This is a genomic window from Undibacterium sp. TC9W (genome assembly GCF_049339865.1).
Classification (GTDB): Bacteria; Pseudomonadota; Gammaproteobacteria; order Burkholderiales; family Burkholderiaceae_D; genus Undibacterium.
On the sequence record NZ_JBMPPJ010000012.1, the window covers coordinates 66,697 to 92,957 of the forward strand.

The 26,261-nt window shown below is 52.0% G+C and carries 20 protein-coding genes and 1 tRNA gene; 7 read left to right on the forward strand and 14 right to left on the reverse strand.

Features of this window, described 5'->3' with window-relative positions:
* Positions 1 to 21 precede the first annotated feature (21 nt).
* From ACO0LN_RS17770 to ACO0LN_RS17805, 8 genes are all read right to left on the reverse strand, one after another.
* Positions 22 to 1,944, reverse strand: coding sequence for a hypothetical protein (locus ACO0LN_RS17770; RefSeq protein ID WP_422976041.1), 1,923 nt, complete (start codon positions 1,942 to 1,944; stop codon positions 22 to 24).
* Positions 1,944 to 7,283: a hypothetical protein gene (locus tag ACO0LN_RS17775; protein ID WP_422976043.1), complete on the reverse strand. Its 5,340-nt coding sequence runs from the start codon at positions 7,281 to 7,283 to the stop codon at positions 1,944 to 1,946. Before ACO0LN_RS17775 ends, ACO0LN_RS17770 begins: the two co-directional genes overlap by 1 nt.
* A 533-nt stretch (positions 7,284 to 7,816) precedes the next feature.
* Positions 7,817 to 7,908: transfer RNA gene (locus ACO0LN_RS17780), tRNA-Ser, on the reverse strand.
* Positions 7,909 to 8,000: 92 nt separating this feature from the next.
* Positions 8,001 to 9,251, reverse strand: coding sequence for an aspartate kinase (locus tag ACO0LN_RS17785; protein ID WP_422976044.1), 1,251 nt, complete (start codon positions 9,249 to 9,251; stop codon positions 8,001 to 8,003).
* Between the two features lie 457 nt (positions 9,252 to 9,708).
* Positions 9,709 to 10,275, reverse strand: coding sequence for a DUF1415 domain-containing protein (locus tag ACO0LN_RS17790; RefSeq protein ID WP_422976046.1), 567 nt, complete (start codon positions 10,273 to 10,275; stop codon positions 9,709 to 9,711).
* A 147-nt stretch (positions 10,276 to 10,422) separates the two neighbouring features.
* A complete protein-coding gene (aqpZ, locus tag ACO0LN_RS17795; RefSeq protein WP_422976048.1) occupies positions 10,423 to 11,112 on the reverse strand; it encodes an aquaporin Z in 690 nt (229 codons plus the stop codon).
* 276 nt (positions 11,113 to 11,388) lie between these two features.
* Complete coding sequence (gene aceB, locus ACO0LN_RS17800) at positions 11,389 to 12,975, reverse strand: malate synthase A (RefSeq protein WP_422976050.1); 1,587 nt, start codon at positions 12,973 to 12,975, stop codon at positions 11,389 to 11,391.
* Between the two features lie 32 nt (positions 12,976 to 13,007).
* Positions 13,008 to 13,688, reverse strand: a complete 681-nt coding sequence (locus ACO0LN_RS17805) for a haloacid dehalogenase type II (RefSeq protein ID WP_422976052.1) — start codon at positions 13,686 to 13,688, stop codon at positions 13,008 to 13,010.
* Between the two features lie 164 nt (positions 13,689 to 13,852).
* On the opposite strand from ACO0LN_RS17805, the gene ACO0LN_RS17810 reads away from it, so the two are divergent.
* Positions 13,853 to 14,758: a LysR family transcriptional regulator gene (locus ACO0LN_RS17810; RefSeq protein ID WP_422950516.1), complete on the forward strand. Its 906-nt coding sequence runs from the start codon at positions 13,853 to 13,855 to the stop codon at positions 14,756 to 14,758.
* Positions 14,759 to 14,801: 43 nt separating this feature from the next.
* Here ACO0LN_RS17810 and ACO0LN_RS17815 read toward each other — a convergent pair whose 3' ends face one another.
* From ACO0LN_RS17815 to ACO0LN_RS17830, 4 genes are all read right to left on the reverse strand, one after another.
* Positions 14,802 to 16,526, reverse strand: a complete 1,725-nt coding sequence (locus ACO0LN_RS17815; RefSeq protein WP_422976054.1) for a methyl-accepting chemotaxis protein — start codon at positions 16,524 to 16,526, stop codon at positions 14,802 to 14,804.
* Positions 16,527 to 16,748: 222 nt separating this feature from the next.
* Complete coding sequence (locus tag ACO0LN_RS17820; protein ID WP_007878889.1) at positions 16,749 to 16,952, reverse strand: cold-shock protein; 204 nt, start codon at positions 16,950 to 16,952, stop codon at positions 16,749 to 16,751.
* A 255-nt stretch (positions 16,953 to 17,207) separates the two neighbouring features.
* A complete protein-coding gene (locus ACO0LN_RS17825; RefSeq protein ID WP_422976056.1) occupies positions 17,208 to 17,993 on the reverse strand; it encodes an enoyl-CoA hydratase/isomerase family protein in 786 nt (261 codons plus the stop codon).
* A 59-nt stretch (positions 17,994 to 18,052) separates the two neighbouring features.
* The gene (locus ACO0LN_RS17830; protein WP_422976058.1) at positions 18,053 to 18,532 is read right to left on the reverse strand and encodes a thioesterase family protein; all 480 of its coding nucleotides are present in this window, start codon (positions 18,530 to 18,532) and stop codon (positions 18,053 to 18,055) included.
* 141 nt (positions 18,533 to 18,673) lie between these two features.
* Here ACO0LN_RS17830 and ACO0LN_RS17835 point away from each other — a divergent pair, with 141 nt between their 5' ends.
* From ACO0LN_RS17835 to ACO0LN_RS17855, 5 genes are all read left to right on the forward strand, one after another.
* A complete protein-coding gene (locus ACO0LN_RS17835; protein ID WP_422976060.1) occupies positions 18,674 to 19,876 on the forward strand; it encodes an acetyl-CoA C-acetyltransferase in 1,203 nt (400 codons plus the stop codon).
* Between the two features lie 21 nt (positions 19,877 to 19,897).
* Positions 19,898 to 22,030, forward strand: coding sequence for a 3-hydroxyacyl-CoA dehydrogenase NAD-binding domain-containing protein (locus tag ACO0LN_RS17840; protein ID WP_422976062.1), 2,133 nt, complete (start codon positions 19,898 to 19,900; stop codon positions 22,028 to 22,030).
* Between the two features lie 152 nt (positions 22,031 to 22,182).
* Positions 22,183 to 23,577, forward strand: coding sequence for an MBL fold metallo-hydrolase RNA specificity domain-containing protein (locus tag ACO0LN_RS17845; protein WP_422976180.1), 1,395 nt, complete (start codon positions 22,183 to 22,185; stop codon positions 23,575 to 23,577).
* Between the two features lie 175 nt (positions 23,578 to 23,752).
* Positions 23,753 to 24,052, forward strand: coding sequence for a hypothetical protein (locus ACO0LN_RS17850; protein WP_422976064.1), 300 nt, complete (start codon positions 23,753 to 23,755; stop codon positions 24,050 to 24,052).
* Complete coding sequence (locus ACO0LN_RS17855) at positions 24,049 to 25,044, forward strand: CapA family protein (RefSeq protein WP_422976065.1); 996 nt, start codon at positions 24,049 to 24,051, stop codon at positions 25,042 to 25,044. The genes ACO0LN_RS17850 and ACO0LN_RS17855 overlap by 4 nt, the downstream gene beginning before the upstream one ends.
* Before the next feature lie 14 nt (positions 25,045 to 25,058).
* On the opposite strand, the gene ACO0LN_RS17860 is transcribed toward ACO0LN_RS17855, so the two are convergent.
* Positions 25,059 to 25,370, reverse strand: a complete 312-nt coding sequence (locus ACO0LN_RS17860) for a 2Fe-2S iron-sulfur cluster-binding protein (protein ID WP_422976067.1) — start codon at positions 25,368 to 25,370, stop codon at positions 25,059 to 25,061.
* A 103-nt stretch (positions 25,371 to 25,473) separates the two neighbouring features.
* Between ACO0LN_RS17860 and ACO0LN_RS17865 the strand changes: the two genes are divergently transcribed.
* Positions 25,474 to 25,812, forward strand: coding sequence for a hypothetical protein (locus ACO0LN_RS17865; RefSeq protein ID WP_162041942.1), 339 nt, complete (start codon positions 25,474 to 25,476; stop codon positions 25,810 to 25,812).
* A gap of 129 nt (positions 25,813 to 25,941) precedes the next feature.
* Here ACO0LN_RS17865 and ACO0LN_RS17870 read toward each other — a convergent pair whose 3' ends face one another.
* Positions 25,942 to 26,238: an SCP2 sterol-binding domain-containing protein gene (locus tag ACO0LN_RS17870; protein WP_162059462.1), complete on the reverse strand. Its 297-nt coding sequence runs from the start codon at positions 26,236 to 26,238 to the stop codon at positions 25,942 to 25,944.
* Positions 26,239 to 26,261 lie beyond the last annotated feature (23 nt).

Below are 26,261 nucleotides of genomic sequence, written 5' to 3' on the forward strand. Positions count from 1 at the left end.
ATTGAATCCCACAGTAAGTCTTTATTTCACAGTCAGCACCAGTCGCGCCGACTGATTCCAGCTCATGCCCAGCGACGCTGCCTGAAAATAGACATAGTAATGCCCGCTGACGGGCGGCGCAAAGCTGATGACATAGTCGCCGTTCTTTTGTTCATGCGCATCGACTTGCAGTTGTGCCCCCGTCGTATTGAAAAGCAGTACCTGCAAATCAGGAATGCCTGTCTGGGTCTGGCCGCTGACTGCATCGCGGATGGCGAATTGCAAATTCTGGTTTTCACCTTTGCTCAAGGTGGGCGTGGTACCAGCCAGTGTCACCGCATAACGTGTTGCAGGTGGTTTGGACGGATCGGCCTGCACCGTGATCGGAAAACAATGCAGCATCCTGGGTGAGTCAAGATAAAACACCACCTGGTAATTGCCCGCCTTGGGCAAACGGGTGCTGGCCTGGTACAGGCCGGGCTGGCGTTCTTGCAGGCTGTGATCCAGTACCAGCACAGCGCGTGGTTCATGGCCATAATTGCGGAAGCTGCCTGCAGGTGCGCTCATACCCTCTTGATAGTAATAAATGGTACGGTCTGCGGGGTTCGCCAACAGAGCGGCTGCACCATTGGGCACCATCACCGTGGTGTCTGCCAGGCTGGCTGCGCTGCGACCCTTATCAAAGGCTTTTTGACCATTGCTGACGGATGCCAGCGCCAGTGGCTGCCCGGCCTGTATGTTATGTGCAATTGCATCCAGCGGCACCAGTTGCACAATTTCGCTATGGCGACGGCGGATGTAGGCCATGCGATCAGAAAACGTGACCTGATCCGGCCCATGCGTGATGTCTGCGCCTTGCACGATCTGGCTGGTGGCAGTATCAAGCAAATCGAGTTTGTTTTTTTGTGGGTTGAGGACAAAGCCGTAGCGGCCATCGGGTGTAAAACGGATAGTGAATATGCCGGGCAGCGCCTTGATACTTGCCGCCTGTTTGCCAGCCACATCAAAGGCGATAATCTGGCCATCCCCTTCGTGCGCGACGTACAGCAGTTGCGCCTTGGATGACCAAGCCATGGCGACAGGCTTGATGCCACCATTGATGTCAGCGAGTTTCTTGAGGCACCCTGCGTCGATGAGGCTGATGCTGTTGTCTGTGGCATTGCTGACAAATGCGCTCTTGCCGTCATCACTGAAGGCGATGGTATGGTTACCAAGCCCCGTCTTGATTGCGGCCAGCACCTGACCATTGGTTGATGCAAGAACCGTCACACCATCGTCAGTCAATACCCACACCTGCTGCGCACCTGGGCGCTGGGCCATTTGCCGGGGATGACCAGACACGGGCACATGGGTTTTGACTTGCCAGTTGCGGGTATCGACCAGCGCCACTTCATCCACCTGTGGCTGGCTGACCCAGAGGTTTTGCTCAGGTGTCAGCAACCAGTCCTGCCCTGGCCCGTGCAGTATCACCATGGTCAGCAGTTTAGAACCGCCAAAACCGGTTTGCGGATTGATGACGGAGATGGAATTATCTTCGTTCATGGCCAGCACATAGTAGGCATTCAAACTCAGCGCAGGCGCATGCAGTAAATCACCTCCTATGAAGGAGGCGACCTTGCGGCGGCAAGCCTGCTCGCTGTTTTCTTCTCCCTGAGTTTGTCCGTCGTGCCCATCGACCCAGGCGATAGGCCGTACATTTCGGATAGGCCTGGTGCTGGCGGCATCGCGCAGGCTCAGGGTGAAGCGTGCTTCTGCCCCTTCTTGCATGGACTGCGACATCTCCAGTTGTAAGGAAACGCCATCCTTGATCACCTGATTTGGTGTGATGCTGCTCTCTGGTACAGATGCTGCGCTGACCTTGCCAGCAAAAATAACTGACAGGGCAGTCGCCAGCACGAAGCCCGCCAGGGCTTGATGCTGGCGACTGCGTACATAGGCGAATTTGCTCAGATTGGCATACCCCATTAGCGTTTCCGACGTTCTATTTTTTGCAATGGCAACACTGGTGGTTCGGCCAACTTGTCGACAGCCGCTTTCGCACTATTGGTCGCTGTCAGGATGGCCGCTGCAGGTTTGTGCTGCGCCAGTCCACCAAAAGAAGAGCGCACTTCGAGCATGCCGGGCGTTGCTACATTGGCCTTGAATTGCCAGCGCCCGGTCTGGTCAACTGCGACCCTGCCCAGCACTTTGCCGTCAGCCACGATGGAGACCGAGTCGGCCTGCTCCCATTGCACACTACCGGGGCGCACCGTAACACTGCCCGATACATCGAGAATGCCCTCAACAGACACCACCTTGTCAATCACGACGATATCGGTAAACGCTTCCTGTACTGTTGCAGTGACCGCTCCGGGGGCACTCGTTTGAGCAGGACTGACGCGGAATACGCCCCAGCCGCCGGTGCCATATTGGCCATTGGGCCAGCTGCGGTACAAATAGTCGCCTGGCACTGCGAATGATCCACCTGCCTTATCCACTACCACATCAAAATGCGAGGTCGTGCCATAGCCGGACTGGGTACCCGTCGATAGTGAGGCTGGGTTGCTGGCTATCCTGGTGGAGTTATCGGCATAAGGTTCAAACTGCCAATGATGACCAGTCAGCTCAAATACATTCATGCTATCAGCCAGCCCTGGCGGGCCAAACAGGCGGAAGCGTACTGGCGTGCCTGCATTGGCACGGAAGACTGGTGTTTGCGGATCGCCATTGACCAGGGTATTTGATACCTCAGCCGTGGTGTCGATAGCCGGGAGATTCAGATTGACCTGGGTACCATAGCGATAAAAGAAAGGTTCGGTACGGTAGTTCACCGCCATCATGGGCGCGCCCGCGCTGTACAGTGATTTGCCTTGATACTGCATGGCGATATCGGTTTGCATGAAAACCGCAAAATCACGGAAAGGCTTGCCTACTGCAGGCGACACCGTGCTGGAGATATGCGTGCCCGGATCGTCTTGCCATTTCGCACCGATAGGCTCGATGATCATGCCGCCAAACAAGCCATGGTAAGCCTGCATCAACGGGTCGGCCGGTGTCAGGTTGAGGGCACCAAATTCTACTGGCGTTGCCTTGGTGACGCCGTTTTCGTTTTGCAGGGTACCGGCATACCACGTGTAAGTAATGGACGGCAGAGTACCTGTGCAAGGTAGAGGATTGCAAGCAAGGACAGTCTGTACAGGATTGAGCCCGACGTTCATGCCATCTGAATGACTGACATCCATCGCCAGCAATTGTGGATGCAGACCTGCCTGGGTAGACGGCAGCAGATTGATATTGGCATAGGCGCCTGTAAAACCAGGATTAGGCCTTGCCGCTGACTCAGGTGTGGAAAATACAGTCGCCATGGCATTGATGCGATTGGTCAGTTGCAGCTTGATGACATCGCCAGCAGCGGCACGCAAGGCAAGAGGTTCAATATTGAGCCCGGCTTTCAAGGTGCCGTTCGGGTTCAGGTCCTGGTCTTGCACATACACGATGGCATTGAGGTCGTTCAGGGTATCTTTCGAGAACTGGCCATTCGACAGTTTGGCACCGCGGCTGTTATACAGTAAGGGGCTATTGGAACCCAGCAGTTGTTGTATGGTCGTGGCCGATACCTTGAACTGACGCACACAAGGGCCGCGCGCAGTGCAATCAGTGGGCAGGTTGGGCATGGTGGTGGCAACCGGCCTGATGCTGGTATTGCCAGGCAAGGGCGAGAGCCATGACACCGGATTATTATAACTGCGCATCAGGCTCCAGGCACCACTGACATTGCCATCATAGGCATTGCTGGTATTAACCAGATAATCCAGCGACTGAGCCTTACCGGTTTGCGGGATGGTGAACAGGGTTTCAAAATGCTCGGACAAGCCCATGGTCTGACTGCCGCGGTAGCCAGAGTTGGTATCGAAGGGTTCGAACAACCATTTGTTGCCATTGACAGTGACGGTATGGTTACCCACCAGTGCGCCATCGATGATGCGTAATTGCACAGGGTCGTTTTCATAGACATGCAAGATCGGCGTGAAAGGATCAGTGCCTCCCATCTGTGCACTGACTGGCTGTTTTGGGAAAGTAAAGCAATTATTCGTGGCAGTTTTTACGCAACCCGGATTGATGTTTGCACCAGCCGTTGGTTGCACATTCAGTTGTGCATCATTACGTAAAATGGAGCTGTAAGAGCCTGCCAGGTCCGTGCCTGAATTGACGGCACCATTGCTGGACGCCACCCGCAAGGCCAGGGATTCATTGCGGTAATTGAGTACCGATACACCGATACCAAAACCACCAATGATACTTGGCGTGGTGTTTGGCGGAATCGGTGGATTGACCGGATTGCTGACTGCAAATGGCAAACAGCCGACGCAGTTGATACCATTGAGCGGATCAGCCCAGCCAGTGTAACTACCATTTGCACTGCGCTTGCAACCGCTGTATATCGGGTCCTGGCCGGGATAGCAATCAAAGCTGCTGCGGCTGGCAGGCAGATAGGCAAACTGTGAATCTGCAACAGCCAGCGCAAATTCACGATAGGCCTTGCCCTGGCGCGGCACGATGTTGGCCGCATAACTGGTGGGACCGCCATCGCTGCGGTTACCCAGCAAGGTTTTACCGTCAGTCGAAGTCCAGCGTGAGTCTGCAGGCTCTACCACCAGCCCGGCATACAAACCCACCATCTGATGGGTAGACGGACCAAAATGGTCATGCGTAAATACCGTCAGCAGCGTGCGGTCAGCTTTTTGCTTATCCATCACCGGATCAACCCACCAGCGCTGCACCGTCGCCTGTGCGCCTACCCACTGCATGCTGCCGGGCGTAGGGCCATTGCCAAAGCTAGCGATGGCTTTCGGGGTCAGCTTGACTGATTTGCCATTCACGGCAATGCCACCAGCCTGATTGATGCCGGTGATACGGGCGCGCACCTCGTCGGGGCTGAAGGTGCCGTCTTCATAATTGAAACCATTGGCCGCACCGTCAGAGGCAAGCACATCAAACTTCACCAGATGGATATGCTGGCCGATGATGTCGGTGGGTGTGCGCACCTGGAAATCATCCAGCTCATAATAACTGGGCACGAGATTGGTATGCCAGTATTCAACCACGTCATTGCTGTTGGCGCGGAAGAACAGGGGTTCAGGTGGTTTGTCACCATTCAAAATCGGTTTCACATCCTGCCACAAGGCCAGTATGCGTTGCTGCGGGAAGTGCCAGCCTTTTTTATTGAGCACAACGTCAGTCTGCATGGCAGCGCCCTTGTAGATGCGTACTGGTGGTGTGACGGTAGCACCTCTGGCGGGATTGGCAAACGGTGCACCAGGTGCACGCTGCAAACCATTCATGGCAAACTGCGCGGGGCTGCCATCTGGCAACCTGGTAGCAACTGATTTTTGTTCATGCATGGCCATTGCCGCCTGTTCTGTGACGGTTCCCTGCTCTGGCAATTCTATGGCATTGATACTGCTCATTTCCTTGGTAAAGTCGGTCTGCGTGTATTGATCGACAGAAATTTTTCCGCCGGTGATCAGATGGCGTGGCAAGCCGCCATTCAGTGCGACGCCATTCTCGACGGCAAAATCATTGGGCGGATGCGGCGCACGGTGGCCGGCGATGCCCGGTACAAAGAAGGGATAACCAGGGTTGCCTGCACCAGTCACTTTGACCTGGCCTTTATCGATATGCACTGCGGCCGGCAATGGTGCCATGGCACGGGTTGGCAGGGGCACTAAGCCGGGGATGGGTGTGCCAGCCAATATCTCGGCGTCAGGCAGCGCCCGCGACATTGGCACTGGCCTGCCATCACTGCCCAGGGGCGTGCCCAGTTCCAGCACGTCATGCACGCGGAACAAGGCCCACATGCCGCTGGCAAAATGCGGATAGAAATGGCAATGGAAGATAGAATCACCCGGCGTCAGGTTGCGGTTACCGCTGCCTTCATAGACCAGGTCCATTGTATAGGAAGTGCCTGGGCCTATGGTCTGACTGTCGAGGTAACTGCTGGCATCACTGTCCGGTGAATATAGCCATTGGTGAGCATGATGATGATGCACATGAAATACCCCCTGCCCCGCATGCAGGACACGGAAACGGGCGCGGTCACCCTGGTAAGTGTGATACACATTCGATGGATCATCCGGGTAGAGCGCCACCGTCGCTTTGGGTGGGGTGCAAGGCTGGGGCGAGCATGTCAGATTGGCGGGATTATCGACCACCATGGCAGGGTCACCACCCGCCCACGAGCTCAGGAAAAATTCTTCAAACTTACATTCAGGGCAATCGGCAGTCGGCCCGACCTTGAGACGGTTGGCGAGAATTTCAGCAGAAATACCTGCTGAACCATAATTGATGGAAAAAGCATCATTGGCACCGCTGAGCACATTATTTTGATCCGCCAATTGGGGAAATGCCTGAACAAGTGAGAAGGAGTCATGGTACATCACCGTCACTTCACGGTATGGCGATTCCGGGTTGGGATAGGAGGGATTGCGTGCACCACTCACCGTGAAAGGGCCATGATTTGGTCCGGTGATAATGGCAGTCAGATCGCTGTGGACAATATTATTTTTAGCATCCAGCATTTTCAATACCGGCTTGCTGCTGCCAGGCACCAGCGCACCGTAATTGATCACTGGGTAACCCGCAGTACCGGTAACCGAAGCCTGTTGCATTTCAGCCTGCGTGACCTGGCTGCGATACCATTCTGACCCGCGTGGCTGCACATTCACAGAACCAAACAGGCCATAGGTCAATTGCTCCTGCCCGGCCAGGCTATACAGTAAAAAACTGCCCTCTTCTGCCGCGAACAGGCGATAAGTGATCGCTTTGCCAGGCTGGATAATACCGCTGGCATCTCCTGTCGCAGACACAGGATTATTACCTACAAAGGCGCCGTCATCGGTGATGGTTTGCACCAGCTCCATACCGGCCACATGCACCGATGCATTGCGCGTCGCAGGCGGGTTGGAATTGGAATGTGGCCGATTGAGCCAGTTCTGGAAATTGACCACCAGGCAGTCGCCCACATTCGCCCGCAAGACCATGGGCCGTGGGCGTTTGCCTGGCCGCAATTGTGCATTGCCTGGCCCTGGCGTACTGCCTCTGACAGCGACCACATCGCCACGCAGCGCATACACCATGCCGCCCGGTTGCGAAGTGCCGAGGCGGTTAATCATCATGGCCTGGTCTATCGCCACCACGTCCGCCGTGACGATGCGTTCACAACGCGCAGCAGCCAGATTATCCGGCGCAGCCTGGGCGTGAGCTTGAGCGGCGAGCATGAGTAATATGGGGGCGAGACTACCGCCTATCATAGAAAGGAATTTCATCTCGGTTCCATTTCAAGAAAGTTGGGGTACGATAAACCTGGGTGCAGTCTGGCAGAGCTGCCAGTTGTTTATATTTTTAATTGCTTTTTTTGCAATTTCAACTTCACTATACTCCAATTTCTTAAGTTTTTAGCAATAAGTGAAAATATTTTAATTGTGGCTGGCTTGTCGTTGTGTTTTTAATACAAATTCATCAGCGCGAGATGTCAAACCAGCCGGAAAACTGGTCACGAATGTGTCAGCACGGAATACCGTCTGGCAAAACCACGTCAACGAGTTCTACCCTTATTCATCAGGCGATGCAGGATTGCGCGCTAAACATGAGTCGCAAAGAATGTAAATAATCCGGCAAAGCGAAACAAACTTAAGAACAAATCGACGATATATGTCCAATACTGCAGGGAAGAAACCCGGCGTGATTTCATTCCCTTTGAAGCCATTCGGATTCAAACGGAAATGGCGTATTGAAAGGCATGCGGAAGGATCAAAAAAAGAAAAAGCCTCTGGTTACCCAGAGGCTTTTTCAGTATTGCTGGCGGAGATGGTGAGATTCGAACTCACGATTCAGGTTACCCCAAATGCTTCCTTAGCAGGGAAGTGCCTTCGGCCACTCGGCCACATCTCCACACTATTGCAGCCGCCAAAACTCAGCTGCAATTGAGACCGTGATAATAGCTGCTTGTGTGACTTTGGTCAACAGTCAGGCCAGAAAATTTTTTAGGCGCTTTCCAGGCCAAATGCTTTGTGCAGGGAGCGGACTGCCAACTCCATGTATTTTTCATCAATCAGGACCGAAATCTTGATCTCGGAAGTGGAGATCATCTGGATATTGATGCCCTCTTCCGACAAGGTACGGAACATCTGGGAAGCGATACCAACATGGCTGCGCATGCCTACGCCAACCACGGAGACCTTGGATACCTTGGAGTCACCAACGATGCTGCCTGCGCCGATATGGGCCTTGACGCTGTTTTCCAGCACGTCCATGGCCTTGGTGTATTCACCGCGTGGCACAGTGAAGGTAAAGTCAGTCTTGCCTTCGACTGACTGGTTCTGGATGATCATATCGACTTCGATATTGGCATCAGCAACCGGGCCCAGGATTTGGTAGGCGATGCCTGGTCTGTCTGGTACACCCAAAACGGTGATTTTTGCTTCATCACGGTTAAACGCGATGCCGGTGATGGTAGCTTGTTCCATGTGTGTATCTTCCTCAAACGAAATCAGGGTGCCGGAATTCGCTTCTTCTTCCAGCGGTATTAATGGGTCAGTCAGTGATGACAAAACGCGGGTAGGCATGCGGTAGTTACCGGCAAATTCGACGGAGCGGATTTGCAGTACTTTGGACCCAAGCGAAGCCATTTCCAGCATTTCTTCAAAGGTAACGGTATTCAGGCGGCGCGCATCAGACACGACACGCGGATCAGTTGTGTAGACACCATCGACGTCAGTATAAATCAGGCATTCTTGCGCCTTAAGAGCTGCAGCAACAGCCACGGCAGAGGTATCAGAGCCACCACGACCCAAGGTCGTGATATTGCCCAGTTCATCCACACCCTGGAAACCGGTGATAATGACGATCTTGCCGGCATCGAGGTCAGCCTTGACCTTGGTTTCATCAATCGAGGCGATCCTGGCTTTGGTGTGGGCAGAATCCGTCTTGATGGCAACTTGCCAGCCTGCATAGGACACGGCTTGTTTGCCTATCGCCTGCAGGGCAATGGCCAGCAAACCGACTGAGACTTGTTCGCCGGTAGAGGCAATCATGTCAAGTTCACGGGGATCAGGCTGGGCAGAAATTTCTTTTGCCAGGCCAATGATGCGATTTGTTTCACCAGACATTGCTGAAGGCACCACGACTATCTGGTGACCGGCATCATGCCATTTGGCGACGCGCTTGGCGACGTTCTTGATGCGTTCTGTCGAACCCATCGAAGTACCGCCGTATTTGTGGACGATTAAAGCCATAGATATAGATACTGAGATAGAAACTGCGATAGAAGACTAAAGGGTGAAAAATGCGGAAAATCAACCTCTTACTGTACATGTTGCTCTGCAAAATAACAAGGCACTTGTCAGCAGAAAATCAGAAGAAACACTTGCTCAGCAATTGCCAAAAGCAAATTTTCTACAGAAGCGTGGTTATTAAGGCATGGGATTTGCAAGGAAATAGGATCTGCCTGGCTTAAGCTGGCCCTGGAATTCGGGGTTGCTTTTTGGAGGCAACAGGGACAATAGAAATAATCATATAAAATATTCCGATTTTTCTATTTTAAATCAATTACTTACGTCAATATACTCCCTCCAGTATATTGATTTTATAGTATATCGAATAATTGCCAGCCTCATGCAGGTCGCAAATTACTTATTCACATATCGATATAAGAATTCGATTGATCTGCAGCGGCAAGCAAACTTCAGTTACTTACTTTTTAGCATAATTGGAAAACAGGCGACGCCAGCCTTCATGGCCCAGCTCACGCATGGTCTCCATATTCTTTTCATAGATTTGCTCGGCCTCAGGGAAGGCTTCTACCGCCTTGTCTATGCTTTCTTCGCGCAACAGATGCAGCGTTGGGTAAGGCGAGCGATTGGTATAGTTTTCTATATCGTCCTGCTCGGTATCGGCAAACTGGTAGTCAGGGTGAAAGCTGGCAACCTGCAGAATGCCGTCGAGTTCCATTTCTTCCAGCATGCCATCGGCGACATCCAGAAAATCATTGAAGTCCAAAAAATCATTCAATGCCAGTGGGTGGATCAGCAAGGTAGTTTCTATTTTCTCGGGATTGGCTTCTGCCAGCAATTCGAGTTCGCGCTCCAGGTCTTCCAGCAAGGCTTCTGGTGTCCTGGCTTCACTGACGACATAGCGCACCTGCTGCTTGACTTGTACCGCCTTGGCAAAAGGACAGAGGTTCAAACCGATGACGGCTTTGTCCAGCCAGGCTGCGGTTGCGGAAATAACGTCGTCGGTATTGATGAGGTGACTGGGCATGATATGCATAAAAGACAGGGGAAGGCCCGAGGATACCATGCCAGATTTTCAGGTGCGTGACATCCGTCAATTTTGCATCGTATTTACGAGCCTTCAGTGCTTATGCATTACCTTGCGTGGCACTACCATACCCTGCAATCCCGCTGTTTATTTCGCCTCACCAGCAATCGCCTTGTAGCTGACCGCACCCAGCACGGCACCAACGATAGGTGCAAGCCAGAACAGCCACAATTGCTGCAGAGCCCAGCCGCCCACATAGATGGCCACACCCGTGCTACGGGCAGGATTGACCGAGGTATTGGTAACAGGGATGCTGATCAAGTGTATCAATGTCAGACCCAGGCCTATGGCGATAGGTGCAAAACCTTGTGGTGCGCGGCTGTCGGTCGCGCCAAGGATGATGACCAGGAACATCATCGTCATGACAACCTCAGTCACCAGAGCAGCCACCATGGAATAACCGCCAGGCGAATGCTCACCGTAACCATTTGAAGCAAAGCCGCCAGACACGTCAAAACCTGCTTTGCCACTGGCGATCAGGTACAAAACACCACCGGCAACGATACCGCCCAATACTTGGGCGACGATGTAAGGCAGCAATTTGTTGGCAGGAAAACGGCCACCTGCCCATAAACCGATAGAGACCGCGGGATTAAGATGACAGCCAGAGATATGGCCTATCGCAAAAGCCATGGTCAGCACAGTCAAACCAAAAGCCAGCGACACACCATGCAAGCCTATACCCACACCAGGGAAAGCGGCCGCCAACACTGCACTGCCGCAGCCGCCAAGTACCAGCCAGAATGTTCCCAAAAATTCAGCACCATATTGTTTCATTTTTTCACTCACTTTTCTAAGGTATGGGTTGCCCGGTTTTGCTGCCTGGCAGATTCCAGATCGCGCCAGCACAGTGAGCAACAATATAACAAACTTATATTGCCTTATTGTTAAAATGTGTGATGTATTACTATTTTTCTTCTTGCCAGACGTGTGAATTAAACATGTTTTTCAAATAAGCTGAGCAAGACTAATTGAAAGCACCAAAAGACAAATAAAAAAGCGAACACAAGGTTCGCTTTTTTAACTGATTACAGCGCTAATGCTGCCAGAACATCAAATTTCTTCGTACAAAGGCAGAGTCAGGAATTCAGCAAAGTCTTCCGACGTTGACATCTCTTCAAAAATTTGTGCGGCACGGTCATAAGTAGGACCTGTACCAGCAACTTCTTTCACCTTGGCCAACTCTTCCGGGATCATGGCGCGGACCATGTCAGCAGTGACCTTGCGGCCATCTTCCAGGTTGCCCTTGGCAGAACGTATCCATTGCCAGACTTGTGAACGACTGATTTCTGCAGTTGCAGCATCTTCCATGAGGTTATGGATAGGCACGCAACCATTGCCAGCCAGCCATGCGCCGAGGTAATGGATGCCGACGTTGATGTTGTAACGCAGGCCTGCTTCGGTGATGGGTGTTTCCGGCTGGAAGTTCAGCAAGTCTTTGGCGCTGACTTCGATATCAGGGCGTTGTTTGGAAATCTGGTTAGGCGCATCGCCCAGTACTTTCTTGAACTCCGTCATCGCCAGTTCTACCAAACCAGGGTGAGCTACCCAGCCGCCATCGTAACCATCTGTCGCATCGCGGGCTTTGTCAGTGCGCACGCCACCCATGGCGATCTCGTTTTTCTCAGGATCGTTCTTGATAGGGATCAGTGCTGCCATGCCGCCTATCGCCGGTGCGTTACGTTTGTGGCAGGTCTTCAGCAACAGCAGCGCATACGAACGCATGAAAGGCGCTGTCATCGTAACCTTGGCGCGGTCTGCCAGACAGAAGCCTTTGTCGTTCTTGAATTTTTTGATGCAAGAGAAAATATAATCCCAGCGACCAGCGTTCAGACCTGAGCTATGTTCACGCAGCTCATACAAAATCTCATCCATCTCAAAGGCAGCAACGATGGTTTCGATCAGCACTGTGGCCTTGATTGTGCCCTGTGCCAGGCCGATTTCATTTTGTGCCATGACGAAGATATCGTTCCACAAGCGTGCTTCCAGATGGGATTCCATCTTAGGCAGATAGAAGTAAGGGCCAGCGCCGCGTGCCAGTTGTTCTTTGGCGTTATGGAACAGGAACAGGGCGAAATCAAAGATGCCGCCAGAGATGCGTTTGCCATCAACCAGCACATGTTTTTCATCGAGATGCCAGCCACGTGGGCGCACGACCAGGGTGGCAATCTTGTCGTTCAGTTTGTAGGATTTACCATTTTGTTCCAGGCTGATGGTGCGGCGCACAGCGTCGCGCATATTGATCTGGCCTGTGATCTGGTTATCCCAGTTAGGCGTATTGGAATCTTCAAAGTCTGTCATGTAACTGTCAGCGCCAGAGTTGAAGGCATTGATGACCATCTTGCGCTCTACCGGGCCTGTGATTTCTACACGGCGGCATTCCAGTGCTTTGGGAATAGGTGCGATCTTCCAGTCACCTTCGCGGATGTGACGTGTTTCTGGCAGGAAGTCTGGCTGTTCACCTGCATCCAGGCGTTTCGCACGTTCTACACGGGCGGCCAGCAATTCCTGACGGCGTGGCTCAAATGCGCGGCTCAGCTTGGCAACCAGGGTCAGGGCTTCTGGTGTCAGAATCTCGGCAAAACCTGGCTTAATTTCGCCGCTGATTTGCATGCCTTCAGGTAAAGTCAGTTGTGTCATTGTGGTCTCCAGAAAAATGAAATAAAACGAAATCAGTTGCGGTGTTTTGCGATAAAGGGAATCAGGTCTTGCAGCGTGTGCCCCACACCGTGCGGCGTCACGCCCAGTTGTTCCAGTGGCGCGTTTTGCCGGTTGACCCAGAAGGTGGTGTAACCAAACCAGGTGGCACAACAGGCATCCCAGCAATTGCTGGATACAAACAAAATATTTTTCGCTGGCACACCAAATACATCGGGTGCCATTTGATAGGCTTCAGGTGCGGTCTTGAATTTTTTGACGACTTCGACTGACAGCAAATGGCTGAATATACCCTGCATGCCAGCAGCATCGACAGCCGACTGTAGCATGTGCAGGTTACCGTTCGATAAAATCGACATTTTCATATCTTGTTCCTGCAAGGCTTGCAGGACAGGCAGGTTTTCAGGAAATGCTTTCAGCCGTGCATACTGACCCATCAGGCTGTTTTGCGCATCCAGCGTCAAATCGAGGTCCAGCTTCTGGCAGCAAAATATCAACGCGTCCTGGGTGACTTCCCAGAATGGCTTGTACATGCTGCACATAGTACGCAGGCGGGTGTATTCAATCTGCTTGTCGCGCCACAACTCTGCCAGTGCCCTGCCCTTACCGGGAAAAAGCTTGTCTGCCAGTTCGCTGATGGAATACACATCGAACAGGGTACCGTAGGCATCAAAGGCAATGGCGGAAATAGTCATGGTTTTATTGATTGCACTGAATGTGAGAGTGACCTGGATGTGAAAAATTAAATGGCAAACATCATGAAAGCAGTATATTCAATATAAAATACTATAATCATTGAATTTCATCACTACATCTTTTCATTTTAGTTGCAAATGGAGAGATAAGAAGCCAGGCTGTCATGGATCAATTCAAACAAATTTCTACCTTTGCTGAAGTGGCAACACGTGGCAGCCTGTCTGCAGCCGCCCGCGCTGAAGGCGTGGCCCCGGCCATGATAGGCCGCCGTCTAGATGCGCTGGAAGAAAGACTGGGTGTCAAACTCTTGCAACGCACCACCCGCAAGCTGGCGCTGACCAATGAGGGTGAAGCCTTCCTAGAAGATTGCCAGCGCATACTGGCTGATCTGCAAGATGCCGAAGGTGCCGTATCTGAACGCAGCGCCCGTGCCAGCGGTACGCTGACAATTTCAGCCCCTGCGGGTTTTGGCCGCCAGCATGTGGCACCGCTGATGCCCTCGTTTTTGAGTGAGCACCGCGACGTGAAGCTGACGCTGAGCCTGAATGACCGGGTAGTGGATTTAATCGGTGAAGGCATAGACGTGGCGATACGCATAGCCGCACTCACTGACTCCAACCTCATAGGCGTCAAGCTGGCGGACAACAAGCGCGTGGTTGTCGCCTCACCCGCCTACATCAAACGCCATGGCACGCCGCAAACCCTGGATGAACTCAGTAAGCACAATTGCCTGGCTTTCAGTGCTGATGGCAGCCAGCGTGGCTGGACCTTTCGTCAGAACGGTAAAAATGTGACCCTGAAGGTGGAGGGCAATATGGTCTGCAATGATGGCGAAGTGCTGCATGACTGGGCCTTGTCAGGCAAAGGCCTGGCATGGCGCTCCATGTGGGAGGTGGGGGCAGAAATTGAATCAGGCAAGCTGGTCACGGTGCTGGATGAATTCAACGCGCCGGGCAATGATATCTATGCGATCTTTGCCCAGCGTCGTCACTTGCCCTTGCGCATACGTGCCTTCATCGACTTTTTACGCCATGCCTATAGCCAGCCGGATTATTGGCAAAAATCCTGAGCATGATTTTTGCCATTCCGGGTTGAACTCTGAGTGTGGCGAATTAAAACTCTTCCCAGTCATCCTGCGCTGCTGAAGCTGCCGGTTTGGCTGTCTTTTTCGGCGCAGCCGGAGTTGCCGCAGGCAGTGATTTGACTGCAGACCGCTTAGTCACAGGATTATCCCTGATGACAGCTCTTGCAGCACCAACCACGGCAGACTTGCTGCTATTAGCACTCGCATCGTTTGCATCAATCTTGAAGATACTCACGGCATGGTTCAGGTTATTTGCCTGGTCACGCATGCTGCTGGCCGCCGCTGCAGCCTGCTCTACCAGAGCGGCATTTTGTTGGGTAGCCTCATCCATCTTGCCTATTGCAAGGCTGACCTGGTTGATACCATCTCTCTGTTCGGCGCTGGCAGAAGTGATTTCTGCCATGATATCGGCGACATTCTTGATGGAGACCACGATTTCGTCCATGGTCTTGCCCGCATCATCGACTAGGCGCGAACCTACTTCGACCTTATCGACAGAATCACTGATAAGTGCCTTGATTTCTTTGGCGGCATTGGCCGAGCGCTGCGCGAGATTACGCACTTCAGTCGCGACCACAGCAAAGCCACGGCCCTGCTCACCCGCACGGGCGGCTTCTACCGCAGCATTCAAGGCCAGAATATTGGTCTGGAAGGCGATGCCATCAATGACACCAATAATATCAACGATCTTTTTGGAACTGTCCTTGATCGAAGACATGGTGTGCACCACATCACCAACCACTTGACCACCTTTGCTGGCAACTTCCGAAGCACTCGATGCGAGGGTGCTGGCCTGGCGTGCATTATCGGCATTCTGCTGCACTGTCGATGTCAGCTCTTCCATGGAGGAAGCGGTTTCTTCCAGGCTGGCAGCCTGTTGTTCGGTACGGCTGGACAAATCCATGTTGCCAGTCGCAATTTCTTCTGAAGATACAGCGATAGAGCCGCTTGATTGCCGCACCATGGTGACAGTTTGCATGAGGCTCTGACGCATGTTTTCCAGCGCAGTAACAAGTTGCCCCATTTCGTCGCGGGATGTTGGTTTCAGTTGCTGGGTCAGGTCACCATTGCCTATCGCCTCAAATTGGCTAATCGCCAGCTTCAGTGGATGAGAAATGGCAGCCAGCAAAAAGTAGGCAGAGATAAACACTGCAACCAGACCACCGATCACACCCAATACGTCAACCCATAAAAACGTCGTAAAAGCCCGCTCGCTATCTTTAAGGGAGTTGGCAGCACCAGCAAATTGATAATCACTGAGCTTGGCCATCTGATCAGAATAGGCGCTGTAGGCTGGCGGCACTATCTTCATATTGATATTGTCCGCTTCCTCTTTATTACCTGCCTTGATGGCATTGAGCATGGGAAGATGCGCACTGTTGATGTACTTATCGCGCAAGGCTGCGACTTCATCGGAAATCTTTTTCTCTTCAGTGTCTTGCGGCAAAGCCAGGTATTTCTTCCAGTAGTCTTCAGATTGCTTTAAGAATTCTTCTGAGCGCTTGATCGTTTCCGCAGTGTCCGGGAATTCTGGATGGCCGATGGCCCTGTCTAGAGAAGTACGGGCACGAAGGATAAAGACGCGGGATTGCCCAAGTGCTTCGACCGACGGCAACTGGTTAGTGAAAATTTCCTTGATGACGGCATTGCTGTTCCTGACGCCATATATCCCCATCAATCCGCCGATTACCAGCATGATTGCCATGAAAGCCATAGCACCTATCAGTCTTAATCTGATTGTCAGATTGAACATCTTCACTTCCCCTTTTTATGTTCCAAATTTGGAACAAGAATACAAAAATTCTTGTTGAGAGTATTGATCCGAGACAACTTTAGTACGTCTGTGGCAAATTAAGTATAAATAAGTTTAGAAATATTAGGGAAAGAAAATTTTGTATTTTTGTAAAAAAAATCCCCGGATAACCGGGGATTTTTTGAGCAAATCTGGCATAACGCCAGACTAACAAATCAGCAATTAGATTGCTTGGATGTTAGAAGCTTGCTTGCCTTTAGGGCCTGTAGTTACTTCAAAAGAAACGCGTTGGTTTTCTTTCAAAGATTTGAAGCCGTTAGATTGGATAGCGGAGAAATGAGCAAACAGATCTTCACCGCCTTCATCTGGAGTGATGAAGCCGAAACCTTTTGAATCATTGAACCATTTAACAATACCTGTTGCCATTACAATTTCCTATTTCAGTTAATGTGGGCATATGCCCGATAGATCGTTTCAACCAAGTAAGAAATGACAGACTGATACTGCACTACCACTTTGAATCTCAACGACTGAACGATTATACGCAGAATTTCAGGGAAAAGTAAAATAAAACACTACACTCTCGATTTATCTTGCAGTTTCAGAGGGGAAAACCGGTTTTTAGGCACAAAATCTGTCACGAAACTGTCATATATCGCCCTAGTTGCCCAAAAATAGCACCTAGTTAAGCTTGCAGCCAAAATGGGCGGTGCGCTTATCCAGAAAGGCCGACACACCTTCGGCAAAGTCCGATGTCATGGTGACTGACGCAAAAGCCTCGATTTCGTCATTGACCTGCTGCTCCAGTGAAGTCGCATCGGACTGGTAAACCAGGCGCTTCATCCTGGCATAGCTTTCTTGCGGGCCACGCAACAACCTCATTGCCAGCTTTTCTGTGACGTCTTTCAATTGTTCGGGCGGCACGACAAGGTTGATCAGGCCAAAGGCCAGGGCTTCTTCAGCATCAAAATTTTCTGAAAACAATAGCCATTCCAATGCCTTGCGGTTACCAACGAGGCGCGGCAGGAACCAGGTATTGCCTACATCCGGGCTCGCACCTATCTTGGCATAAGCCATATTAAAACGTGTGCCCTTGGCCGCGACGACCAGATCAGCCGCATTCATGGTACCCATGCTGCCACCAGCTACCGCGCCATGGACAGAGGCAATCACGATGGCTGGCAGCTTATGCAGGCGCAATATTGCCCGGTTCAGCTCGGCACCAATTTCACGTATCGCTTCGGGGGATGCCGGGTCACCGGGCCTGAAGCTGGCGATGTCACCACCCGCACCAAATACCTTGCCCTCGGCACGGATAATGACGACGCGTATGCTGTGGTCTTCTGCCAGCAATTCGGTTAACTGGTTCAGGGCACGTATCTCTGCTGCGCCCATGACATTCATGCAATCGGGATTATCAAAAATAATGGTAGCCAGTCCATTGGCTTTTTCGAGACGTATGCTCATGCTGCCTCCCCTTGTTGTCGTTTGTATCTACATCCTAGTACAAGCGGGCAGAAAGGCAATCAGGCGCGGCCATGCAACATAAAGGCGGCGGCACCTGTCGCAATTCTGTCACCCTTCTCGTTACGCAAGTCCATCAAGACATTGGCGACACGCTTGCCCAGCCTCGTGACTTCGGCAGTAGCCACAAAGTGCTTGCCGCGCCCTGGTTGCAGATAGTCGATGCGCAAGTCTATGGTGCTCATCTTGCCAAATTCCTTGATCTGCGAAATGACATCGTCCTGTGGGTTGTGTTGCGCCATTTTCAGCAGGATGGCGAATCCCGCTACGCTATCAAGCACAGACGCGATGACCCCACCATGCAGCATGCCCTGGGCAAAATTGCCGAGCAATTCGTCACGCATGCCTATGGACAGGCGTGGGGCATCCGGGTCAAAACTGTCGAGTTTCATGCCCAGCAATTGGCAGAAGGGGATTTTTTCCTCTATCACCATCTTTAGCATGCATTGAAACTCAGGATTGTTAATGATGTTTTGCGTCATTGCGGGTTCCTCATCTCACATTATTAAATTAGCCACATCACAATTAATCAAGCATTTGCTTTATTAATTGTATTATCATACACTTGAGCACCAATAAAGCCATCTAGCCCTCATATACAGACCAGCAAAAAGGAGAATGAAATGACTGAAGCCTATCTTTTTGATGCGCCACGCACACCGCGTGGCAAAGGGAAGAAAGATGGTTCGCTGCATAGCGTCAAGCCCATCTCTTTATTGTCTGGCCTGATGCAGGATATGCAGCAACGCCTGTCGCTGGACACTGCACTGATTGACGATGTCGTGCTGGGTTGCGTTACGCCCATAGGCGACCAGGGCGCAGATATCGCCAAAACGGCGACCCTGGCAGCAGGCTGGAACTGGCAGGTCGCAGGCGTGCAACTGAATCGCTTTTGCGCATCGGGCCTCGAGGCAGTCAACCTGGCAGCGCAAAAAGTGCGATCGGGCTGGGAGGAGCTGGTGGTAGCAGGTGGGGTTGAATCGATGTCGCGCGTAACCATGGGGTCAGATGGTGGAGCCTGGGCAGCCGACCCGCAAACCAGCATGCAAACTGACTTTTTACCACAAGGCATAGGCGCAGATCTGATTGCCACCCTGGAAGGTTTCAGCCGCGAAGATGTCGATGCCTTTGCCCTGCGCTCGCAGGAAAAAGCCACGGCAGCACGGGCGGCGGGCCGTTTCAAATCCTTGCGCCCTGTGCGCGACATGAATGGCCTGGTGATACTGGCTGAAGATGAATTCATCAAACCACAATCCAGCATGGCGGCGCTGGCTTCGCTCAAGGCTTCATTTGAGATGCCGGGCAAGATGGGTTTTGACAGTGTTGCGATACGCAAGTACCCACACATTGAGCGTATCAACCATGTGCACACCGCTGGCAACTCGTCCGGCATTGTTGATGGTGCAGCGCTTGCACTCATAGGCAGCGCCGCCATGGGCATACGCCTGGGCCTGAACCCACGTGCTCGTATCGTAGCGTCTGCCGTGACAGGAACTGACCCTACCATCATGCTGACCGGCCCTGGCCCTGCGACGCTGAAAGCCTTGAACAAAGCAGGCCTGAGTATTGAAGACATAGACCTGTTTGAAGTCAACGAAGCTTTTTCTGCTGTCGTCATGAAATTCATGAAAGACCTCAAGGTACCGGAAGAAAAAGTCAATGTGAATGGCGGCTCGATTGCGTTGGGCCACCCGCTCGGTGCCACTGGTTGCATGCTGCTTGGCAACCTGATCGATGAGCTCGAAGCGCGCCAGTTAAAGCGCGGTCTTATCACCCTTTGTGTGGGTGGTGGCATGGGCATCGCCACCATCATAGAGCGCGTATAGAAAATTGGGGAAACAGACATCATGATCAATTACAGCAAAGACCAACATCAGATAGTCACACTCAGCATCGATATGCCGGGCATGTCGGTGAATACCATGAATGCGGAATTCCGGGCAGCCCTGGCATCTGCGGTCAACAGACTGGAAGAAGAAAAAGAGCAGCTCAGTGGCATCATCCTGACGTCTGGTAAAGAAAGTTTTTTTGCCGGCGGCGACTTGCGTGAACTCATCAGCATACAAGATGCAAAAACCTGCCTGGAAATGGTAGAGAAAAACAAGGCTGTGCTGCGCCGACTGGAAAAACTCGGAAAACCAGTCGTTGCTGCCATCAATGGCAGTGCTCTTGGTGGCGGACTGGAATTGGCGCTGGCCTGCCATTACCGCGTAGCCCTCGATCACCCCAAAACCAAAATCGGTTTTCCGGAAGTGACGCTGGGATTATTGCCAGGCGCTGGCGGTGTGGTGCGTACTGTACGCCTGCTGGGCTTGCAGGAAGCCATGCCTTATCTGCTCGAAGGCAAGCAGGTTTCTCCTGCAGCAGCCGTCAAGGCAGGCCTGGTACATGCCATCGCCAGCAGCCATGAAGATATGTTGCAGCAGGCTAAAGCATGGATACTGGCCAATCCCCAGGCACAGCAACCTTGGGATGATGCAGCCTATAAATTGCCAGGTGGCGCAGCCAACTCTGCCAAGCTGCTGCCAATGATCATGGTGGCACCGGCCATGTTGCGTGAAAAAACCCGCGGCAATTATCCAGCGCCTGAAGCCGTACTGGCAGCCATGGTTGAAGGTGCACAAGTCGATTTTGATAATGCCCTGAAAATTGAAGGCCGTTACTTCACCCATCTCGCCACGGGCCAGGTTGCCAAGAACATGATAGGTACCCTGTTCTTCCAGATGCAGGAAATCAGCTCAGGCAAAAGCCGCCCGCGAGACATCGCAAAATCCAAAGTCAGCAAGCTCGGTGTGATAGGTGCAGGCATGATGGGCGCTGCCATAGCCGCTGTCAGTGCAGCGCGTGGCATACATACGGTATTGAAAGAGCCGACTCTGGAAAAAGCCGAGCAGGGCAAAACCAATATTGCCAACGGCCTGCACAAAAAAATAGGGCAAGGTCGCTTATCTGCAGAAAAGGCAGTGAACCAGTTGGAACTGATACAGCCTACTGCAAGCGCCAGTGATTTTTCAGGATGTGATCTCATCATCGAAGCCGTATTTGAAAACCGCGAACTCAAAGCGACTGTCACCAGCGAAGCAGAAAGCATGCTGGCAGCCGATGGCATCATGGCCAGCAACACCTCCACCCTGCCAATCAGCGGACTGGCAAAAGCAGTCAAGAATCCTGAACGCTTCATAGGCATACACTTCTTTTCGCCTGTCGATAAAATGCAGTTGGTGGAAATCATCAAGGGCAAGCAAACCAGTGAGGCAACAATCGCCCGTGCATACGACTATGTACTGCAGATAGGCAAGACGCCCATCGTCGTCAATGACTCGCGCGGCTTTTTCACCAGCCGGGTATTTGCCAGTTTTGTCAACGAGGGCTTGAGCATGCTGGCAGAAGGCTTACCTGCCGCGCTCATAGAAAATGCGGCACTCTCCGTCGGCATGCCGGTTGGCCCGCTAGCCGTTCAGGATGAGGTGTCGCTGAGTCTGTCCCGCCATGTCACCGCGCAAACCAAGGCGGATCTCGAAACCGAAGGCAAGAGCTGGCAAGCACCGGCATCTGCCGCGATCATCAATACCATGATTGATCAGCATCAGCGCTCAGGCAAAGGAGCAGGCGCGGGCTTTTATGAATATCCCACAGATGGAGGCAAGAAATATCTGTGGCCAGAATTGGCTAACTTGTTTGGCAAAACCGGGCACAACCCGCCCTATGCCGATTTGCAGGACAGGTTTTTGTACATGCAGGCGATAGAAACCCTGCGCTGTCTGGATGAAGGTGTACTGGAATCGACGCGCGATGCCAATATAGGATCAATTTTTGGCATAGGTTTCCCGGCATGGACGGGTGGTGCAGTGCAATATGTGCATTCTGTGGGCTCACAGGCATTTGCCAGACGCGCAGCAGAATTGCGGACACTCTATGGAGAACGCTTCGCCCTGCCGGAAAATTATCTGAAACTGATCCAAACCGGCGCCCATGATTGAGTTAGCACAAACAAAGTAAAACTAAGGCTTGCCTGGAGTCAACAGATCATTGACTTGAATATGCCTGTACGTGTTCAATAGTGTTTGTGTTCTTTGAACTTGCCTGACAACAGAGCAAGAAAACACTATCCCCCGACTGGAGGTGTATTTTGATCAAACTGCATTTCTTGGGTGCCGCTGGCACCGTGACAGGCTCACGTTATCTGCTGGTGTCGGACCACAGCCACATCATGGTGGATTGCGGCCTGTTCCAGGGTTACAAGCAACTGCGTTTGCGTAACTGGGAAGATCCCCCCTTTGATCCATCGAAAGTCGATGCGATTTTACTGACCCATGCCCATCTTGATCACTCTGGATATATCCCATTGATGGTCAAACTGGGGTTCAAAGGCAAGATTTACTGTAGCAAGGCCACATTCGCGCTCTGTAAATTATTATTGCGCGATTCTGCCCATCTGTTTGAAGAAGAAGCAGCCTACCTGAACCGTCACCACCTGTCCAAACATGAGCAGGCCCTGCCCTTGTATGACAGTAATGACGTTGCCAAGGCACTCAAGCATTTCCATTACATTGACGAACATACCAGCATCACGATAGCCGATGACGTGCAGGCAAAATGGATACCTAACGGGCACATCCTGGGTTCTTGCAGCATTTCTTTAAAAATGGAACAGACCAGCCTGTTATTTTCTGGCGATGTAGGGAGGCCGCGCGATTACATCATGAAGGCGCCAGAATTCCCGGAAAGAACAGACTACCTCATCGTAGAATCAACTTACGGTGATCGACTGCACAGTAACAGTGTTCCCGAAAACGATTTGCGCGACGTCATCAATAGCACCGTACAACGTGGTGGCTCGGTGCTGATACCCTCGTTTGCCGTTGGGCGTGCGCAAACATTGCTGTATCTGTTATACCAGTTGCGCAAGAACAAGCAGATACATGACTTTCCGATTTATCTGGACAGCCCCATGTCTGAAAGTGCGACCAGCATCTATAGCCACTACGCAGATTCACTGAAACTCTCATCCGAAGATATCGCTGGCATTGCAGCCATGACCACCTATGTCAGGACGCCAGAAGAATCCCAGCGCCTGAACAATGAACGCTGGCCAAAAGTCATCGTCTCTGCCAGCGGCATGGCCACTGGTGGACGGGTGCTGCATCACATGAAATACATCGCGCCCGACGACAGGAACACCATTGTTTTTTGCGGCCATCAGGCTGGTGGTACAAGAGGCGAGAAATTGATCAATGGGGCAAGCACGGTGCGTGTTCACGGCCAGGATATCAGGGTGCGCGCCAAGATAGTGATGGTTGACGGCTTATCCGCCCATGCTGACTATGAAGAAGTGCTGGGATGGCTGAAACACCTGAAGCAAGCACCTTTGCGCAGTTTCATCACCCATGGCGAGCCAGCAGCGGCCGACCATCTGCGCCAGCAAATAGAACGGACACTGGGTTGGCGCTGCGAAGTTCCTGAACATTTATCCTGCTACAGGATAGAAGGCAAAACTCTGACTTCCCTGCATCCACAAATACTGTGATAATCGCTGTTCGTATAAACGAACATCGGTGAATCTATGCAGGCACTTGCAGGGACCAAGAACAGGTATCGAGTATCTTTACTAGCAGGCAGCGTTTTTTTTTACGGCGTGCTTCCTCAGTACAAGTAGTCAGGCCAAACCTTTATTGCGCTGCTACGTCAGCTATGCTGGCAGCATGCAAACCATAGAAAGTCGGTTAGTCACTGACCCGTATGATGTGAAGACTACCGATATAGGTGAACGTTTCACTTTTAAAGCCGTCATGGTAGGCAAGGCGCAGCAGATAGACTATATCAAGCTGTATGCTTATTTCCAGACCCGTCGCAGCGATATCCCCGTCCATCAGGCAACTTACCGCCCTCCCTTCAAAATCAGCAGCAAAGAGAGCCCCCTGACGCCGCAAAATTCAGTCTATGCGGGTGATGTAGAACGTGAACTGAAGTACCGCTGCACTTTGCAGGAGGTGCAGCAATGAAACTCAAGTCTTTAAGTCATCTGCTGGCAGCATTTATTCTGACTGGCACGCTCGCACAAACAGCCCAAGCCCAGACACAAGACGACAGTGTCAGCATATTGTTTGCTGGCGACGTCGTCCTTGATGGCAAGCCAGGAAAAATGATCGCCGAGGGCAAAGACCCGTTTTTTGCCTTTGCCAAATTATTCAAAAGTACTGACATACGCGTGGTCAACCTCGAATGCGTGGTTGCCACAACGGGTGATGCTGCCGACAAGAATTTCACCTTCCGCGCGCATCCCCGTACCCTGGCTACGCTGAAGCAGCATGTCGATGCAGTGTCGATTGCCAATAATCATTCCGGTGATTTTGGCCGTGCGGCTTTCCAGGAAATGCTGGATTTGCTGGATCAGCAGCAGATCCAGCGCTTTGGCGGCGGCAATAATTTGCGTGAAGCGCATACACCACTGATCATAGAAAAGAAAGGCTTGCGCATTGCCCTGCTGGGCTATAACGAATACATGCCGCGCAGCTTTGAAGCGGAAGCACAAGCAGCCGGTGTAGCCTGGAGTGAAGATGAACAAGTGGTGCTGGATATACGCAAGGCGCGCCAGCAATACCGCGCTGACCTCGTGATACCCTTCATGCACTGGGGCTGGGAAAACGACAAACTCGCTGTCGAAAGGCAGCGCCAGTTAGCGAGATTGATGATAGATGCAGGTGCCGATGCCATCATAGGTGGACACCCCCATGTGATACAGGATGTAGAGCATTACAAGGGCAGGCCTATCATATACAGCCTCGGTAATTTCGTCATGGATGAGCTCGACAATGAACCGCAAACCCGTGGCTGGGTCATTCGGTTGCAACTTGATAAAAAAGGCGTCAGGACCTGGGATACCCGACTGGCAAAAATAAATGATGAAGGCGTACCCCATCCCGTACCAGAGGCCAGCACTGCGTGCTGGAATCGCAAGGACGGGCAGCTCAGGCAATGTAGTAACGCCGAATAATAATGATGCCGCCGCTACACTTTGACTGCGGCAGGCACTTCCAACAGCACATCCGAGCAGGCCTGGGCGACACAGGGCAATATCCAGCCCTCCTGCTTTTCTTCCAGGCTCAGGCCCGGCCAGTCTATCCGGTAGCGTATTTCCCCGGCCAGCATCTGGCACATGCACGTGCGGCAGGTGCCATTGCGGCATGAATTGGGCATACGTATACCTTCCAGTAAGGCAGCTTCCATCAGGCTGAGTTCATCCTGAGTTTCGCAAGTCCAGCCCTGGGGTTGTATGGTCACAGACCATACCTTATTCCCTAATACTACCGGCGTATTCATTTTTTCTCGCTATCAACCTTGTCTTCAGGCTTGAATTTTACTAGATTGAAAGCCTGCCCTCCTGATAACTCAGCAGAGGCAGATGTCTTTTCAGGAGCTCAACATGATGACAGCCAGTGCACATCTACTTTCCCAACAGCAAGATACTTATTCAGAAAGGCGCAATGCCCGCGCACCAGATTTTATACTGATGCAGCTTGATCCCCGTGATGTCATAGAAGGAGTAATGTTAGAAGAAGGTTTTCAATCCGAAGATGCGCCCTCGGCAGGCCATATGCGCGAGCATTGCCCCCATTGCAGTGGAGTGCAATTACAACTCATACTGCGCTATAAATTCGTCAAGCGCTCCCACCTTTTTTGCAGCAGTTGCACACGCTGCTACGACGCCTTATATCCAGATGGTACGTCGGCACTGGCATTGAGTGCCATGTCACTGGTTTAACAACAGTAATATCGGCAACGTCGGTAACACTAGAAACGTCAGCAATATTGCAAGTCCAAAATAAAACGGCATTTCCTCGCTATCGCCAAGGAAATGCCGCTCTGTAAAGCTTGTCTGTCAGACTGGTTCTTACACCACAGTCTGCAAGCGCATGGCCACGCCCATGTCGCCGGACACTTTGAGTTTGCCCATCATGAAACCGTTCATAGGATTCAATTGACCCGTCAGCAAGGCTGCCAGGTTTTCCAAAGAAATTGTGATGGTGCAGCCAGCTTCCTTGTTTTCATTGCTGACCGTATTTGGTGTCACCAACGCATCAACAAATACCACGCCATCATCTCCGCAATCAAATTTCAGGGTAGCGTTCAAACCACTATCATCACCAACTTTAGCGCGTATCGCTTCTGTGCAAGCTTGCAGATCCATGAATTACTCCAGAAAAAATTTAA